Source organism: Propioniciclava sp. (assembly GCF_029977985.1).
In the GTDB taxonomy this organism is placed as follows: domain Bacteria; phylum Actinomycetota; class Actinomycetes; order Propionibacteriales; family Propionibacteriaceae; genus Propioniciclava.
In genome coordinates this window covers 1-16,597 of sequence record NZ_JARKOT010000052.1, presented here as the reverse complement: position 1 = coordinate 16,597, position 16,597 = coordinate 1, and the positions used below count along the sequence as shown (strand labels likewise).

General features: G+C 70.5%; 16 protein-coding genes. 7 read left to right on the top strand and 9 right to left on the bottom strand.

Annotated features, from left to right (window positions below; translation table 11 throughout):
* Positions 1 to 230: 230 nt before the first annotated feature.
* Genes Q1K57_RS03100 through Q1K57_RS03090 form a run of 3 tightly spaced genes read right to left on the bottom strand, consistent with a single transcriptional unit; the run spans position 231 to position 2,490 of the window.
* Positions 231 to 1,103 carry a PaaX family transcriptional regulator C-terminal domain-containing protein gene (locus Q1K57_RS03100; RefSeq protein ID WP_300078894.1) on the bottom strand — a complete coding sequence of 291 codons (873 nt, stop codon included), beginning with the start codon at positions 1,101 to 1,103 and terminating at the stop codon, positions 231 to 233.
* A gap of 22 nt (positions 1,104 to 1,125) precedes the next feature.
* Positions 1,126 to 1,710, bottom strand: coding sequence for a TetR/AcrR family transcriptional regulator (locus Q1K57_RS03095; RefSeq protein WP_300078892.1), 585 nt, complete (start codon positions 1,708 to 1,710; stop codon positions 1,126 to 1,128).
* Between the two features lie 9 nt (positions 1,711 to 1,719).
* Positions 1,720 to 2,490 (bottom strand): CPBP family intramembrane glutamic endopeptidase, encoded by a 771-nt coding sequence (locus tag Q1K57_RS03090; RefSeq protein WP_300078890.1) that lies wholly within the window; start codon positions 2,488 to 2,490, stop codon positions 1,720 to 1,722.
* 167 nt (positions 2,491 to 2,657) lie between these two features.
* On the opposite strand from Q1K57_RS03090, the gene Q1K57_RS03085 reads away from it, so the two are divergent.
* Entirely contained in the window at positions 2,658 to 3,011 is a 354-nt protein-coding gene (locus Q1K57_RS03085) for a metallopeptidase family protein (RefSeq protein WP_300078888.1), read from the top strand.
* Between the two features lie 31 nt (positions 3,012 to 3,042).
* Here Q1K57_RS03085 and Q1K57_RS03080 read toward each other — a convergent pair whose 3' ends face one another.
* The 5 genes from Q1K57_RS03080 to Q1K57_RS03060 all read right to left on the bottom strand — a co-directional run bounded on the left by Q1K57_RS03080 (position 3,043) and on the right by Q1K57_RS03060 (position 9,748).
* Complete coding sequence (locus tag Q1K57_RS03080) at positions 3,043 to 5,058, bottom strand: glycosyl hydrolase (protein ID WP_300078886.1); 2,016 nt, start codon at positions 5,056 to 5,058, stop codon at positions 3,043 to 3,045.
* Positions 5,055 to 5,792: an HlyD family efflux transporter periplasmic adaptor subunit gene (locus Q1K57_RS03075; protein WP_300078884.1), complete on the bottom strand. Its 738-nt coding sequence runs from the start codon at positions 5,790 to 5,792 to the stop codon at positions 5,055 to 5,057. Before Q1K57_RS03075 ends, Q1K57_RS03080 begins: the two co-directional genes overlap by 4 nt.
* Positions 5,789 to 7,723 carry a glycosyltransferase family 2 protein gene (locus Q1K57_RS03070; RefSeq protein ID WP_300078882.1) on the bottom strand — a complete coding sequence of 645 codons (1,935 nt, stop codon included), beginning with the start codon at positions 7,721 to 7,723 and terminating at the stop codon, positions 5,789 to 5,791. The genes Q1K57_RS03075 and Q1K57_RS03070 overlap by 4 nt, the downstream gene beginning before the upstream one ends.
* 265 nt (positions 7,724 to 7,988) lie before the next feature.
* The gene (locus Q1K57_RS03065) at positions 7,989 to 8,828 is read right to left on the bottom strand and encodes an HAD family hydrolase (protein WP_300078880.1); all 840 of its coding nucleotides are present in this window, start codon (positions 8,826 to 8,828) and stop codon (positions 7,989 to 7,991) included.
* Positions 8,825 to 9,748 carry a hypothetical protein gene (locus Q1K57_RS03060; RefSeq protein WP_300078877.1) on the bottom strand — a complete coding sequence of 308 codons (924 nt, stop codon included), beginning with the start codon at positions 9,746 to 9,748 and terminating at the stop codon, positions 8,825 to 8,827. Before Q1K57_RS03060 ends, Q1K57_RS03065 begins: the two co-directional genes overlap by 4 nt.
* A 142-nt stretch (positions 9,749 to 9,890) precedes the next feature.
* On the opposite strand from Q1K57_RS03060, the gene Q1K57_RS03055 reads away from it, so the two are divergent.
* The 4 genes from Q1K57_RS03055 to Q1K57_RS03040 are packed head-to-tail and all read left to right on the top strand — an operon-like array spanning position 9,891 to position 13,897.
* Positions 9,891 to 10,913 carry an AAA family ATPase gene (locus tag Q1K57_RS03055; protein ID WP_300078875.1) on the top strand — a complete coding sequence of 341 codons (1,023 nt, stop codon included), beginning with the start codon at positions 9,891 to 9,893 and terminating at the stop codon, positions 10,911 to 10,913.
* Between the two features lie 52 nt (positions 10,914 to 10,965).
* A complete protein-coding gene (locus Q1K57_RS03050) occupies positions 10,966 to 11,976 on the top strand; it encodes a DUF58 domain-containing protein (protein WP_300078897.1) in 1,011 nt (336 codons plus the stop codon).
* Positions 11,976 to 12,932: a VWA domain-containing protein gene (locus Q1K57_RS03045; RefSeq protein ID WP_300078873.1), complete on the top strand. Its 957-nt coding sequence runs from the start codon at positions 11,976 to 11,978 to the stop codon at positions 12,930 to 12,932. Before Q1K57_RS03050 ends, Q1K57_RS03045 begins: the two co-directional genes overlap by 1 nt.
* Positions 12,923 to 13,897: a VWA domain-containing protein gene (locus tag Q1K57_RS03040; protein WP_300078871.1), complete on the top strand. Its 975-nt coding sequence runs from the start codon at positions 12,923 to 12,925 to the stop codon at positions 13,895 to 13,897. The genes Q1K57_RS03045 and Q1K57_RS03040 overlap by 10 nt, the downstream gene beginning before the upstream one ends.
* Here the strand turns inward: Q1K57_RS03040 and Q1K57_RS03035 are convergent, their stop codons facing one another.
* Complete coding sequence (locus tag Q1K57_RS03035; RefSeq protein ID WP_300078868.1) at positions 13,898 to 14,521, bottom strand: isoprenylcysteine carboxylmethyltransferase family protein; 624 nt, start codon at positions 14,519 to 14,521, stop codon at positions 13,898 to 13,900.
* 31 nt (positions 14,522 to 14,552) lie between these two features.
* On the opposite strand from Q1K57_RS03035, the gene Q1K57_RS03030 reads away from it, so the two are divergent.
* Both Q1K57_RS03030 and Q1K57_RS03025 read left to right on the top strand, forming a co-directional pair.
* Positions 14,553 to 15,248 carry a YggS family pyridoxal phosphate-dependent enzyme gene (locus tag Q1K57_RS03030; protein WP_300078866.1) on the top strand — a complete coding sequence of 232 codons (696 nt, stop codon included), beginning with the start codon at positions 14,553 to 14,555 and terminating at the stop codon, positions 15,246 to 15,248.
* 35 nt (positions 15,249 to 15,283) lie between these two features.
* Positions 15,284 to 16,597 (top strand): S41 family peptidase (locus Q1K57_RS03025; RefSeq protein ID WP_300078863.1); only part of this gene is annotated, 1,314 nt, incomplete at its 3' end.

The following is a 16,597-nucleotide window of genomic DNA, read 5'->3' as shown; positions in this document are numbered from 1 at the left end:
CCCATCATGAGGGGGACGACGATCAGGCCGATCGCGAGCACCAGCAGGCCGACCGCAAGGACCGCGATGAGCCGTTCGCTGCCGCCGCGTCGCTTCTGGAGGAGAGGAACACTCAGCCCGAAGATGAGGCCGAGCGCTCCGACGATGAGGGCGCCGGTCGAGGCGGTCATAGGGCGTGCCTCCTGAGTCAAGGGGTCATTGATTCCATTAAACCACGAAACGTGACGGAATCACACCACCGCATCCCAGGAAGGATCCCCCTCGACCAGATCGCGATGCGGGCTGCTGGCCAAGACCGCCGCCACATGCGCGACCGCCTCCGCGGACAACCGCTCCTCCACCCGGCTGACGAGCGCCACGAGACGTTCGGCCGGCCAGTTGGCCGGCCGGAGCTCCGAAGGGAGAAAACCTTCTCGCAGCATGAGGCCCGACTGGGCCGACGAGGCGGCGTACAGCAGGCGGAGGGCGTCGGGGCCGGAGCGCGACGACAGGTCGTCCGCGAGCAGAGCCTTCACCCGCGCGATCTCCGTCTCGTACTCGGCGCGGAAGGCGTCCAGCTGCCACGTCCGGGCCACGACGCCCTCGAGGTCGGCCTCCGCGACCGACAGCCACCCTCGCGTCACGTCGTCCGGACGCGGCACGATTACGGTCGCGCTGAGGTTGGTCGGCGCGATGAGGACGCCGCGGCGGAGCATCCGGTACCCCGCTTGGAACGCTGAGGCGAGGAACTGGTCGCGCTGACGGCGCCGCGACTCGGGGATGTCGTACACGAGCGCGTGGAACCGGCCGTCCCAGGGCTCGGACTGCCGGGCGTTGTCACCCCGTACGGCGATGAAACCGGCCAGCAGGAAGCGCGCCATGCTATAGACGCCGACCCGCCCCACCCGGCTCACGTCGAGTGCGCCGTGGGTGACCATCCGGTGCAGCAACGCCTTGTTGGCGGCCGGAGAGCCGCCCAGGTCGGACATCAGGTCGACCAGGATCGGGCCCGGCAAGGCCCGAGCCCGGGTGAGACCGAAGACGAACGGCGCCCGGGCGAACGAGGGTTTGTAGCCGCCGGTCGCGGGCGGTGCCGTGTCGTCGACCGCGGTCTCCCCGTTCATCACTGACCTCCTCGCGCCCAACCTAGCCCTCGCGCAGTTGGAGGAGCCGGGCGACGGCGTCCGACGCCTTGGACCTGACTTCGTCGGCGGGCAGCGGATCGTAGAGCAACTGAGCGGCCACCCCTTGGGCGAGGCCGAGGAACGCCCAGGCGACACCGTCGGCGTCCAGCCCCGAGGGAACCTCCCCCTCGGCCTCCGCTCGTCGGACGAGCTGCACGAGCAACGCGCGGATGTTGCGGTCGGAGGCCGCCACCGCATGCGCGATCCCCGGCTCGAAGGCAGCGCGGTCGGCGAAGGCGGCGGCCTGGATCGTGGCTGCACGGAGGTCGTCGGTGACCGGGAGGATGGCCATCATCAGGTCCGTGAGCCAGGCGTGGAGGGTCGGGCGCCCGGGCTCGCCCGGGGGCACCGTCACTGCCTTCTCGCGGAGTCGGATGAACATGGCTCGCAGCAGTTCGTCCTTCGTGGCGAACGCCTTCTGGACCGCACCGAGCGACCATCCCGCCTCGGCCGCGACCGAGCGGAACGTCACCGCCCGCATTCCGTCGCGGGCGAGCCGGGCCAAGGCGGCGTCCGCGAACTGGGTCTGACGCTCCGAGAGGTCCACGCACCCAGACTAGGCCCGACGATCGTCCGGGAGGTGCCGCCACAGCCACGCGGCGTAGGCGACCAGCACGACCGTGGCGGCCCCCGTGCCGAGCAACCCGCGGAGGTCGAGTGCGTCGCCGCCGATGTAGGCCGTGAAGTCGTACGCCGCGTGCCAGACGATGACCGGCCAGAGGCTGCGGGTCACCACGAAGATCTCGGCGGCGACGAAGCCGAAGAGTGCCGCGAACAGGAGTTGGAGGAGGGCGTACTCCATGGTCACGCCCGGATTGAGCAGGTTCACCAGATGCAGGACGCCGAAGACGATCGCGCCGCCGACCAGGGCCTTGCGGGTCCCGAGGACGCGCAGCGCCGTCACGCTCAGGCCGCGATACCAGATCTCCTCGTTGAAGCCCACGGCGACCGCGAGCCAGAGCAACGGCGGGATGGTGGCAGGTGGCGTCGCCACGCCCGTGGCGATCAACACCGACAGCACGACCAGGGCGCAGGGGACGAACCACAGCGCTGCGCGCGCCTGCTCGGGGGCTCGGAAACCGAAGTCGGCGAAGGAGGGGCGGGCGCGCCACATGACGAGGGCACCGACGAGCGCGCTGAGCGTCACCGCGACGGCCATGGCGGTGTAGACGCCGGGGTCGTCGAGTTGGCGGATCTGCCCGTAGGCGGCGCCGACCGTGGTGAATACCACGGGCACGAGGCCGAACACCACGGCCAGGACCCACGGGTGGCGCACCGGCCAGACGGATCGGTCGGACAGGGGAGCATTGGGCTGTGCGGTGACCATGGGGACCTCCTTGATCGGATGTGGCCACAGAATACACCTGTATCCCGCGCTGGGGTGCGGTCGGCGTCCAGCGGGTGACCTACCTTTTTCGACATAGGGAATCGCGCCACGTGTGACGAAACCCAATGTCGAAAACGTGACAGCCCCCGGCACCCTAGGGTGGGGGCATGCCCATGGAGATGGACGCGGACACGTTCGAGGCGCACGTGCGCGACGCGCTGGACGCCGTCCCGGACGAGCTCATGGATCTGCTGGAGAACTGCATCATCGTCATCGAGGACGACGCCCCCGACGACGATCCGGAACTACTGGGCCTCTACGAGGGCGTCCCCATCACGGAACGCGACAGTTGGTACGGCGGCGTCCTGCCGGACCGGATCATCATCTTCCGCAACCCGACCCTCGCCATCTGCGACACCGCCGACGACGTCGTGGACGAGGTGAACATCACCGTCGTGCACGAGATCGCACACTACTTCGGCCTCGACGACGACCGCCTGCACGACCTGGGTTACGCATGACCCAGACCGGCAGGCGGCCGTGGAAGCAGCCTCAGGCGGGCAGGCCCGCCATGAGGAACGCCAGCAGGTAGGTGCGGCTGTCGCCGTCGTCGATGGCTGCGTCGGACAGGGTCCGGGCGGTGGCCAGCGCGGTCGCCCGGTCCGTGTCACCGGCGAGCGCCGCGTACATGAGCAGGTAATCGCCGTACGTCTGGTCGAACCCGGCGGTGGCGGTCGCCTCGGCGACGTTCGCCCGGATGCGCTCCGGGTCGCCCGCGAGGTGTCCAGACGACGGGCTGGCCGGGATGACCAGGATCGCCATCATGGCGGCGGGCTCGGCGGAGAACCACGTGGAGTAGTCCCGCTTGCCACCCCACACGAGCGACGTGATCTGGTGTCCGAAGCCCGCGTACACCGGGTCGGTCCGGTCGAAGTCCGTCCAATAGGCCCGCGCGGCCTGCCCCTCGAGGGCGTGCATCCACGACGCCTGTGCGGCCAGGTCGGCGTTGCCGGCTGCCCGCGCCCACAGGGTGAGCCCGGCCCACGCGTTGACCGCCTCGGACGCCGACTCCTGGTTGTTGCCGTCGGCGAACGGGCTCGTCCCGGACGCCCACGCGTGCGAGCTGTACACGTCGAAGTTGCGCCACTGCGGGAAGTACTCGGACGCCTCCGGGCTCGCGATGTCGGCGGCCAGCAGGTTCATCACCGGCGCCCACTTCTCGGCGAGCGCGGAGTCCTCGGCGGCCAGCACCCCAGCGGCGTACAGGTAGTAGCCGTAGTGGAAGTGGTGGTCGTTGTAGAGATCCGCATCGAACGTGACGGTGTTGCCCACGATGCCGTGGTTGGTCTCGTCGTAGTAGAAGCAGAAGGCATGCTCGGTCGAGCACCGGGTCGGGTCCATCCAGTCGTCCATCGCCGCGACGATCCGGTCGCGCAGGGTCGTCGTCTCGGCGTCCGCGCCGAGCCCGGTCGCGATGCTCCACAGTTGGGCGTCCCGATAGAGGGCCTTGCCGCCGAAGTAGGTGTCGGCGGGGTAGGCCGGGTCGTTGGCGACGTCGGTGGCCAGTTGGGTCTTCAGCTCGGCCCGCTCGTCGTCGCTCAGCCTCGAGAGGTCCACCGAGGCGTGCGCGGAGTAGACCGGCGACGTCCAGGACAACTCGTTCCCGGCGACCACGGTCATCGTCCCGAGGACGCTGGCATAGGTGCCGAGCGCGGTTCCGGACGCCGCATGGTGCGGCAGGGCGGCATGTGCGGTGCCGGCGTCGCCGGCGGTGACGTACGTGAGGGTGGTGGACGCCTCGGCGTCTGTCACCGAGAAGGCGACGGTCGCGCCGGTGAGCGGCACGGCGAGCGCCGCCAGGTCGGCGGCGTTGCCACCGTCGGGCAACGCGAAGAAGGTGGCGTGCCCGGACGCCTTCACCGCCACCGTCGAGCCGGTCACCGAGATGTCGGCACCGGTCAACACCCAGTCCGCCTCGCCGACCGTCGCGGTCCAATGGTCACCCTCGGCGGCCCAGGTCACCCCGTCCAGAGCAAGGGTGGTGTCGGACGCCGCCGCGAACGTCACGAAGGGGGACCCCTGGCCGAGCACGAGCGAACCGCCGGACGCGGCGTCCGTGATCGTGACGGTGGCCACATCGTAGGCCGAGACCTGCCACGAGGGGGTGGCGGGCAGCGCGACCGGCAGCTGAGGGGTGTGACCGCCCATGATCGTCTTCTCGGCGGCGGTCACGGTCGGCAGGCCGAGCTCGAAACCGTTCTCGCTGAGGCGGAACGAGTAGGGCAGAGGGAAGACGGGCAGCAGTTCGGCCCCGAAGACCAGGCCCGAGAACCACCGGTTGGTGGGGGGGATGAGGCCGTCGGCCAGGCGAACGGCTGCCAGGTCACGGCCGGCCTGGTGGGGGACCGCCGCGACGAGCTCGGCGATGTCGATCGAGCCCAGTCCGGCCCCGCCCCCGGAGGTCGTGGTGCCTCCGGGGGCCGAGGTCGGCGTCGTGTCGGTCGTGCATCCGGCGAGGAGGCCGGCGGCCGCCGTGAGGGTGAACAGTGAACGACGGGACAGTGTCATCGCAGACCGATCTTCGTGAGGAACTGCATCATGGCCGCGGTCGGGCCGGCGAAGATGCCGTCGTCGCGCAGGTTCATGACCGCGTTGACCGGGGCACCCGCCTTGGTGAGGTCGGCGTACTGAGCGTCGCTCAGCCCGTCGGAGGTGATGCGCACCTCGGTGATCGCGTTGCCGTCCTCGGTGGAGACGGTCACGTCGGACACGGTGCCCGCCACCTGCGAGTTGTCGGCGAGGTTGATCGTCACGTCGGCGCCCCGCTCGACGCGGCCGAAGTCCACCGGCTCGAGGTCATACACGGCGACGACGGTCTTGGGGGTGGTCGCCGAGATGGTGGCCAGCGACGAACCGGGCACGAAGTACGAGCCCAGGGTGGCGCTGAGGTCGGTCACCTGGCCGTCGATGACGGCGAGATAGGTGATGGTCGAGCTGGGGATGTCGACGTTGTAGGCGGGCGTGCTCTCCGGATCCTGGCCGTTCGAGACGGCCGTCTGGAGGTCGGGGGAGACCACCTTGAACAGTTCGTCGCCCGCCTTCACCTCCTGGCCCTCGGAGACCTTGAGCTCGGTGAGGACGCCGCCGAAGCTGGAGCCGACAACGGCCGTGGGGGCGTCCACCTGGGCCGAGAGGCTGGCGACGCGGGCCTGACGCTGGTTGAACAGCAGGGTCAGGGCGAACATCAGGATGAGGACGGCGAGCACGCCGCCCCAGAGGCGGAGTCGGTTGGACCAAGTCATCGGGAGACCTCCTGGGTGGAAGCGTCATCGTCGGCGTACCGGCCGCGATGGACGGGAGTGGGCATGACGCCGAGTTGGGCGTCACCATGGGCGTAACGACGGGGGAGCATCTGCGGATCGCGCTCCTCGGAGTCAAGGTGACCGCTCTCGAGCAGCGACTCCACGTCCTGCTTCGCGCTGGTGATGGCGCTGCGGTCCAGCACCTCGACCTCGGGAACGACCGGGTCGGGCGCGATGTGCACGGGATCGGGCGACGCGGGCATGACGCTGCGGCGACCGCGAATGCTGCGGGTCTCGGCGAAGGCGACGACCATGAAGGCCGTCAGCGCGACGAGGTTGATGCCGTTCCACACCGTGGCGATGTTCAGGTAGCCGAGCGTGAGGTCACGCATGACCGACACGAACGTGGCGCAGATCAGGAAGACCCAGACGAGCACCTGGGGAATGATGAAGTTGAACGGCGAGGCCTGGCCACCGGTCGCGCCGGTGGAGGTCCACTTCGTGTCGACGCCGACGATCACGTTCTTGAGCGCCCGCAGGTAGATCGGGAAGGAGCACTGCGCGAGCAGGAGCACCTCCCAGCGGAACGTGCCCAGCGTGAGCGTGGCCAACAGGATCTGCAGCAGGTAGAAGCCCGCGTAGAACATGAACCACTCCAGCGGGCCCACCGTCAGGTTCACCGGGCGGAGGTCGAAGAAGATCTCCAGGGCCGGGACGAACAGCAGGATGCCGGGGGCGATGCCGGTCAGGTAGAACGACGCGGTCTGGAAGTACATGAACCGCTGGTCGAGCGTCAGGCGGCGCTTCGGGCTGAACGGGAAGTGGGTGAGCAGGATCTCGAAGCCACCCGTCGCCCAGCGCTGCTGCTGCTTCGTGTACGCCTCGATCGTCTCGGGGGCGTCGCCGATGGCGAGCGTGTTGGGGATGTAGACGGTGCGCCAGCCGCGCTCGTGCAGCGTCAGGGACGTCCAGACGTCCTCCGACTTCGAGTCGGTATAGAGGCCGCCGATGTCGAGCACCGCGCTGCGCCGGTAGAGCACGTTGGTGCCCACCGAGAAGGCGGCGTTGAACTGGTTACGACCCGGCTGGATGAACCGGTAGAACATCGTCTGCATGTAGCCGGCGCCGCGGGAGATGATGTTGTGCATGTTGCCGTAGGTCTGCGGCGTCTGGACGAGCGCGACGTTGGTGTCCTGCATGAACGGGAGCGTCTCCTCGAGGAACTCCGGCCGGGGCACGAAGTCGGCGTCGAGGATCACGAAGAACGGGGCCTTGGCGATCGTAAGCGCGTTGTTCACGTTGCCGGCCTTGGCGCCGTGGCTGGTGAGGCGGCGGACGTAGGAGCACCCGAGTTCGGCGGCCAGGTCGCGGACCTCGTCCGAGCGGCCGTCGTCGAGAATCCAGACGCCGTGCTTGCCGCGGACCGCCATGGCGGCGCTCGCGGTGCGACGGATGACGTCGACCGGCTCACCGTAGACGGTGATGAGGATGTCGACGTCCACCTCCTTGTCGTTCACGAAGAGCGGCCACTGGGTGGGGTCGTCCTCGACGCCGAGCGTCGCGTTGGCGTCCGCGTCGTAGAGTTCCGCCTTGGCGGCGTGGAACGCCCACGTGCGGGGGCTCTTGATGCCGGACAGGATCGTCCACATGCTCATGAGCGCGTGGAAGATGAGGATCGTCTCGGCGATGATCACGAGCAGCCACGGCACCAGGTCGCCGCGGTTGGCCGGGTTCAGCAGGAACCAGCCGTAGGCGAGGACGCCGATCAGCGCCATGATCGACACGGCGATCATCACGGGGGAGTAGGGGTTGCGGGTGGCGATCCGCCGCGCCCGGGGGACGTAGGCGTCGACCTGTGCCAGGTCGTTCACGTCCGGGGTCGCGGTGGACGGGCGGTCGGGAGCGACCGCAGCCTTCCTGCGCCGAGCCATGTGCGCATCCTTCCTTGTCAGTTCGTGGATGCGCCGTTGCGTCCATGGGGGGGTTGTTCTGGTTCCTTGTGTTTCGGCCTACGTCTTCAACGGTAACGAATCCGCGCCGCGGAGGCAGGGTGGGGCGCTCCCCGGCGCGTCGATCCAGGCCCAGCGACGGGGCGCGGAACTGGCGACGGACTAGGGGTTTCGCCCGGGCGGTGGGGCATGGTCCGGGATGGCAACCGCCGTGCAACCATCCGCGGCAACCGAACGCAACCGAACGTCAGCCTGCGAGGAGCCGCCGCAGTGTCGCGCCGACGCCGCCCTCCGCGTTCGTGCCCACCACCTCGAACCGCTCCCGCAGCAGCGGATGGGCGTTGCCCATTGCGAACGGCTGGCCCGCGAATTCGAGCATGGCGAGGTCGTTGGGCATGTCGCCGAACGCCGCCACCTCGGCGGGCGCGACGCCGCGCTCGGCGCAGAACAGGGCCAGCGTTCGCGCCTTCGAAACCCCCGGGGCGCTGATCTCGAGCAGGAGCCGGTCGCCGGGAGCGGCCGAGTGGGTCACGACAGCGGCATCGCCGAGGGCCACGGACGCCGCCCGTGCGATCTCGTCCATGTCACCCGAGGGCAGGAGGGCCAGCAGTTTGAGGACCGGATGGACGCGGTCGAGCAGGTCGGGCCACGGGGCGACGAGCATCGCCGCCTCCTCGTCGGTCACGGAGGCGGCCCGCAGCTTCGAGCTCGGGATCCAGCCCGGCTCGCAGCCGAACCGCTCGCCGTGCTCGAGGGCAAGGGCGGCGGCTGGGAACTCGGAGCGCAGCACGGCAGCGACGTGCTCGAGGGTGGCTCGGTCGAAGGCCTGGCGCTGCACCGTGCGGCGGGCCGCGAGGTCGTGGACCCCCGCGCCGTTGCTGACGATCACGTACGGGTGGGCGTGGGCGATGGGGTCGAGGCAACCGAGCCAGCGCGAGGGGCGTCCGGTCGCAACGACGATGTGCACCCCTGCCTCGGCCGCCTCGAGGACGGCCTCGGCGTCGGTCCTCCCGATGGTTCCGTCGGGGCCGAGCAGCGTGCCGTCCAGATCGCACGCGACCAGCCGGACGGAGCCCGCCGGGGTCACAGCCGGCTGTTGGGGGTCGGGGAGCCGCCCGTGGACGGGCTCGGTGAGGCCGAGTCGGGTGACGGGGAAGCGGAATCGGGCGACGGCGACGGCGAGGCCGAGTCCGGCGAGGGCGACGGTGAGGCCGAGTCGGGTGACGGCGAGGGCGAGGCCGAGTCCGGCGACGGCGAAGGTGAGGCCGAGTCGGGCGAGGGCGACGCCGACGGCGGCGGCGAGCCGGACGCCGACGTGGGGACGGGCGGCGGGGGTGCCTGCGTGGGGGAGTTCTGGAACAGCAGGATCGCGATGAGAACGGCCAGCGCCATGATCAGCATCATGATCAGCCAGGACACCAGGATGGAGAGCCAGCCGACCCGGTCGGTGCGGCCGGGCCAGGGGAGCGGCCACTGGCGGGCCGTGCCGGGAGCGATCTTGTCGACCCACGGCAGGCGGTAGTCGGGGCCCGACGGCGTCCCCTTGCTGGGGAGCCAGGAAAGATCGACCTCGGCCAGGATGCGCGACGCCTCGGCGACCGCATCGATGCTGCCGTCGTACGCGAGGGCGACCCAGGGGGCGCTCGGCGCGTCGTCGGGCGCGACGGGGGTGTCAGGTTCGGCGACGAACTTGTGGCCGAGGCGTCCGTGCTCCTGGTTGCGCCCGCCGCGGGCCAGGACCGTGTCGATGTGCATCTTGTTGACTGTGCCTGCCAGCCGGTCGACGGCGGCGGCGTCCGCGGACGCCCCTTCCGACAGCATGACGAGCAGGACCGGCGTGTTGTGGGCGTCGTGCGCCGTGTAGGCGACGCCGGAGGGCGAAGCCGTGAGGCGGGCGTCCAGCCAGTGGCCGCCGACCCGCGGCGGGTCCGCGGGTAGCAGCGGGAAGAGAAGCGCCCGATCCGGGAGGTCGGACGCCGCCGCGTCGGTGGGCTGGGGCTCGGTCATCGCGGACCATTGTGCCCGACAGCACCCAGCCCGTCCCCCGGTGCTGCCCGTGCCGTCCCTGGGAAGGAATGACAGGCCCACCGGGTAAGGTTTCAGCGCACCCGAGGCACAGCCCACCAGCAAGCCCACCAGGAGGACGCGCGTGTCCAGCACGAACCAGCCCGCGGCGATCCGCGACGCCGCCCAGCAGCTCAGCGAGGCGATCGCAGAGGTCCAGCGGGTCATCGTCGGCCAGGAACACATGGTCGAACAGCTCATGGTCGGGCTGCTGGCCAAGGGGCACGTGCTGCTCGAGGGCGTGCCGGGCACAGCGAAGACCCTGGCCGTCCGCACGTTCGCGCAGGTGGTGGGCGGCGACTTCGCGCGCATCCAGTTCACGCCCGACCTCGTGCCGTCCGACATCGTGGGCACGCGCATCTACTCGGCCCAGCAGGAGAAGTTCGACATCGCGCTCGGGCCGGTGTTCGTGAACTTCGTCCTTGCCGACGAGATCAACCGCGCGCCCGCGAAGGTGCAGTCGGCGACGCTCGAGCTCATGGCCGAGCGGCAGGTCTCGCTGGGCGGCAAGACCTACCCGGTGCCCAACCCGTTCATCGTGATCGCGACGCAGAACCCGATCGAGTCCGAGGGCGTATACCCCCTGCCCGAGGCCCAGCGCGACCGCTTCCTCCTGAAGGTCGACGTGCCCTACCCGCGCGGCAACGAGGAGTTCGAGATTCTGCGCCGCATGTCGGTGACACCGCCGACCGCCCGGAACCTGCTCCACCCCGAGCGGGTCGCCGAACTGCAGGACCTGGCGTCCAACGTCTTCGTGCACAACTTGGTCGCCGAGTACATCGTGCGGCTGGTCCTCGCGACACGGACGCCGGGGGAGTTCGGCATGCCCGACCTCGACGGCGTCATCCAGATCGGCGCCTCGTCGCGCGCCACCTTGGGTCTGACTGCCGCCGCCCGCGCCCTCGCCCTCATCCACGGCCGCGACTACGTGCTGCCCACCGACGTGCAGGCCGTGGCCCGCGACGTCATGAGCCACCGCGTCGTGCTCGGTTTCGACGCGGTCGCCGACAACGTGTCGCCGGTGCAGGTCGTGGAGCGGATCCTCGCGATGGTGCCTGCGCCCACGCCCGTGTGGAACGACGCGCGCCAACCGGCGGCGGGCCGCTGAGCGGAGGCTCCCCGTGTCGCAGCAGGTTTCGTTCACCCCACCGCCCGACGAGCTGGGAGCCGTCGGGTCGGTGCTGCGCGAGCCGACCGGCGCGACCCTGCCCCTGAGCAAGCTGGCGCCCGAACAGGCCCTGCGGCGCCTCGAACTCGCGGTCGTCCGGCGCATGGAGGGGTTTCTCCACGGCGACCACCGCGGCCTGTTACCCGGACCCGGCACCGAGACGTCGGACGCCCGCGAATACGTCCCCGGCCAGGATGACGTGCGGCGCATCGACTGGGCGGTGACCGCCCGGACGGGCGTGCCGCACGTCCGCGACACCATCGCCGACCGGGAGCTGGAGGTCTGGGCGCTGCTCGACGTGACCCCCTCGATGAACTGGGGCACCGAGGGCGTGACCAAGCGCGACCTCGGCATCGCCGCCATCGCCACGATCGGCTTCCTGAGCCAGCGCATGGGCGACCGGTTCGGCGGCATGATCATGCGCCCCGACGCGCTCGTCCGCATCCCGGCACGGTCGGGACGCATGGCGCTCTACTCGCTGCTGCGGCGCATGCTCACCGAACCGATCGTCCACGACCAGGCTCAAGGCCCCTACTCCCTGGCCCGCGGCATCGATCAGTTGTCCCGCGTGCAGCGACGGCGCGGCGTCCGGGTGGTCGTGTCGGACTTCCTCACGCCTGGCGACACCGAACTCGACCCGGAGGTCGAGCCCGACTGGGAGCGTTCGCTGCGCCACCTGACGGTCAAGAACCAGGTGATCTGCGTCGAGGTCGTCGACCGGCGTGAGATCGACTTCCCCGACGTGGGCGACATCCTGATCCGTGACCCCGAGACCGACTTCAGCCGCTACGTGAACACCTCCGACGACGGCGCCCGCGCGCGCTTCAACGCGGCGTCGGCGGCCCAGCGGGAACGGATCAAGGTCGCCATCCGCCGTGCCGGCGCCGGCCACATCATGCTTCGCACCGATCGTGACTGGGTGCACGACATCGCCCGGTTCGTGCTGACGTACCGGCGGGTGGCGTCCGCGATGCACGCCCCGCCGCAAGGGGTGATGCGCTGATGTTCGGCCTGGAGTTCCTCAACCCCGACCGGCTGTGGATGCTGCTGCTGGTCCCGGTGCTCATCGCGATCTACGTCTTCGCGCTCCGCCGCAAGAACCGGACGGGCATGCGGTTCACGAACACGTCCGTGCTCGGCAAGGTCGTTCCGAAACAGTCGCAGTGGCGGCGTCACCTCGCGGTGGCCATGTCGCTGCTCAGCCTGATCACGCTGGTCCTGGCGTGGGCGCGACCGAACGGTGTCGAGAAGGTTCCGCGCGAGCGGGCCACGATCGTGCTCGTCGTCGACGTGAGCCGCTCCATGGCGGCGACCGACGTGTCCCCGACGCGGCTGGAGGCCGCCCAGCAGCTCTCGATCGACTTCCTCGACCAGCTGCCCGAGCAGTACAACGTGTCGGTCGTGTCGATGTCCGGCAACCCCGCCACGCGCCTCGGCCCGACGACCGACCGCACGTACGCCCGCCGGGCCATCGAGGGCCTCGCCCTCCAGGACTCGACCGCCGTCGGCGACTCGATCTACGTCGCGCTGAGCGCGATCCAGATGGCGCCCAAGGCGGACGACGGCTCCATCGCGCCCGGCGCCATCGTGATGCTGAGCGACGGCCAGAACACCGCCGGCCGCTCACCCCTCCAGGCGGCGGCGCAGGCCGCCACCGACGGCGTCCCAATTCACACCATCGCCTACGGCACCGACAACGGCTCGGTCGATCTGGACGGCAAGCGGGAGCGCGTCCCGCCCGACCGCGAACTCATGCAGGCCATCGCGACCGAGACCAAGGGGAGCTATTCGAGCGCCGAATCGGCCGGCGATCTGAGCCGGGTGTACAACACGATCCGGTCCGAGGTGGGGTTCGAGCAGGTCCTCAAGGAGACGACGGCGCAATGGGCCGGCTACGGGCTGGCGTTCGCGGTGGTCGCCGCGCTGGCCGCGGTGTCCCTGGGAGCGAGGTGGCCCTGATGCCCACACCCCTGCTGTCGTTCTTCCACCCGGACCGGCTGTGGCTGCTCGTGCTCGTGCCGATCCTGCTGCTGACGTACTGGGTGCTGTCGCGGCGGGCGGCCTCCCGCAGCCGCGCCTACGGCATCGAGAACCTGAACCGGGTGCTGCCGCGGCAGGCGTCGTGGAAGCGTCATGTGGCGGTCGTGGCGGCCGTGCTCAGCCTCGCTTCGCTGACGGTGGCGTTCGCGCAGCCGAAGGGGAGCGTCAACGTGCCGCGCGAGCGGGCGACCGTGGTGCTCGCCATCGACGTGTCCCGCTCGATGGAGGCCGTCGACGTCGACCCCAACCGGCTCGACGCCGCCAAGACCGCCGCCCAAGGGTTCGTCGACCTGCTGCCGCGCGGCTTCAACGTGTCGCTCGTGGCCTTTTCGGGCACGGCTGCGGTCATCGTGCCGCCCACGCAGGACCGGGCGCTCGTGAAGGGGTCGATCCAGAACCTGCAGCTGGCCCCCTCGACCGCGATCGGTGAGGGCATCTACAGCTCGTTGGACGCCATGACCCTCGTGCCGCCCGACCCCGACCATCCCGACGACCCCACCCCGGGCGCCATCGTGTTGCTCAGCGACGGCTACACGAACATCGGCCGCAACTCGCAGGACGCGGCGAAGGACTCCAAGGCCGCCGGCTTCCCGATCTACACCATCGCCTACGGGACGCCCAACGGTTACGTCGTCACCAACGGGCGGCGCGAACCCGTCCCGGTCAACACGGCCGAGTTGAACACCGTGGCGCGCGAGTCGGGCGGCGAGGCGTTCAAGGCGGGCAGCAGCGCCGAACTGCAACAGGTGTATTCCTCCATCGCTCGGTCGGTGGGCTACGAGCAGGTGGACCAGGAGATCACCGAGTTCTACGCCGGCATCGCGCTCGGCTTCGCCGTGCTCGCGTCGCTCGCCGTGCTGTCGCTGGCGGCGCGGTGGCCCTGATCAGGCCCTCCGTTCTCGGGTGAACCGCGGCCAGACGCCGCCGGTACGCCGCGCGTACTCGTCCCGGATCGGGCCGAAGCGGGCCCGCATCAGCGACTCTTCGCGCGGTGCCCGGCGGAGGTAGAGCACGAGGAAAGCCGCGAAGCTGGCAGGCCCGGCGACCGCGTTCTGCAGCAGGCACGCCACGCCGGCCTGGGTGACGAGTTGCGAGGCGTACATCGGATGGCGAATACGAGCGTATACCCCGTCGGTAACCAGCCCCTGGTCGTCGCGGAGTTCGACGTGCGGGGTCCAGTTGCGGCCCAGATCGGCGTGCGAGCGGTGGAAGAGCCAGAGCCCCGCGGCTTGGGCGGCGACACCGGCTGCGGCGAGGAGGCGGCGTCCGGTGGGTGGAAGCGGATAGTCGAGGCGGCGCAGGGAGCCTGTCGCGTAGAGCGCCGGGCCGGCGATCATGGCGGCGCCCATCGCGCCGAGGAGGGCGTTGTCGAACGGATCCGGGGCGCCGCGCCAGGTCTGGCTGGTGTAGTCGCGGGCGTGAGGGGCGCGGGCGATCCCTTGCACGACCGCAGCGGCGAGGGCGGTGGCGGCCATCGCACGGCGCCATGTCGGAGTCGTCTGCTGCACGCACCCAGCATGCCGTGGTGAGATGGAGGGCGTGACCATCGCCGCCAACCTTCACGCCGCACGATCCCGGATCGACGCCGCCTGCGCGCGGGTGGGGCGGGCGCCGAGTGAGGTGGAGCTCCTGCCGGTGAGCAAGACGCATCCGGTGTCGAGGGTGGTGGAGGCGCAGGCCGCCGGGTACGCCCGGTTCGGGGAGTCGCGCCCGCAGGAACTGCGCGACAAGGCGGTGGAGTTGACGGGCACCGGGATCGACTGGGTGCTCATCGGGCACCTGCAGTCCAACAAGGCCAAGCTGGCCGCCGAGCACGCCGCCGAGTTCCAGGCGCTCGACTCCGTGGCGCTCGGCGAGGCGCTCGACCGCCGGCTGGTCGCGCTCGGGCGGCGGCTCCCGGTCCTCGTCGAGGTCAACACCTCCGGTGAGGAGGCCAAGCACGGCTTCGCTCCCGCCGACGTGCCCGCGGCCGTCCGGGCGCTGGGCGCCTGCGACGCGCTGGACGTGCGGGGGCTCATGACGATCGCCGTCAACAGCCCGGACGCCGCCGCAGTCCGGGCCTGCTTCGAGCGCCTCGTGGACCTGCAGGCGCGCCTCAGGGACGCCGCCGGCGGCGGCTTCGACACCCTCAGTATGGGCATGTCCGGCGACTTCGAGATCGCGGTCGAGATGGGCTCCACGTGCGTGCGGCTGGGAACGACGATCTTCGGCGCCCGCCCGTCGTCCGACCGGTAAGGCCCGCCGGGGCTGGCGGGACGTAGGCTCGGCGCATGGCACCCCCTCGCCCCCGCCGCCTGTGGTTGCGCATCCTCGGAACCATCCTGGCCCTCGGGGCCGTGGTCGCGCTGGTGGGGTACCAGGTGTGGCGCTACCGTGGGATCGACCCCAACGACGAGACGCCCCCGCCGCTGGAGTCGCCGCTCACGCATGACCAGGCGATCGCCGACATCGAATACGCCTACGCCTCCATCCGCGACCGCCACATGTCCACGGCGCACGGCGTTCCGCCGGCCACCGAACAGCGCTATCAGCAGGTGCTCGCCGAGATCCCGGAACAACCCACCGTGCTCGACGTGTGGCGAGGCGCGGCCCGCCTGGCCAACGTCCTCGCGGACGGCCACGCCGGCGTCCACTACCCCGACGACCATCCTGCCGCCGTCGGGTTCCGCTTCGACGGCCAGACCCTCACCCTCGACGAGGCCGGCGCCCCGCGCGTGACAGCCCTCAACGGCGTCGCCGTGACGGACCTGTGGCAACGCTTCCGCGAGCTGGCGTCGTACGAGAGCGGCCAAGCCGCGGTCGCCGACTTCCCCGCGCGGGTGCGGTTCGAGTCGTGGCTGCGGCTGCTCGGGGCGGAGGCGTCCGAGGGCGTGACGGTGACGCTGGACTCGGGCGCCCAGCGGCTGTTGCCGGTCGGTGGGCCGCCCGGGCGGGACCACCGGCCGCCCGAGGTCCGCTTCGAGAACGGCCTGGGCGTCCTCGTCCTGCACGACTGCACCCCGGGGGCCGAGTACACCGAGGCCCTCGACACGTTCTTCACCGGCGTCCGGGAACGGGGCCTGACGAAGATCGTCGTCGACCTGCGCGACAACCCGGGCGGGAACTCGGGAGTCGCCCAGGAGTTCATGGCGAGGCTCCCGGTGACGCGCTACCACGACGGCGCCACCCTGCAGCGCTGGGGGCCGTGGGTGTTCGCGTGGCCCGCGATGGACTACCCGATCACGCCGGTGGCCGAGCCGTATGGCGGGAAGGTGTACGTGCTCACGTCCGCCGCCACCTTCTCCTCGGCGGTGATCTTCACCTATCTGCTGCAGGACAACCACCTGGCGACCGTCGTCGGCCAGTCGCCGTCGAACAACCCGAACAGCTACGGCGACGTGATCCCCCTCCGGCTACCCAACTCGCGGCTGCGCTGGATCATGACCTACAAGTACTTCGAGCGTGCCAACGGCGACAACGACCCCGCCACACCGCTCGCCCCGACATCGTCACCGCGCCGGATGCGGAACTGGACGTGGGCGCCGCGGATTCCTGACCCCCCGTGTTGGGGGGGGGGGGGGGGGGGGGGGGGGGGGGGGGGGGGG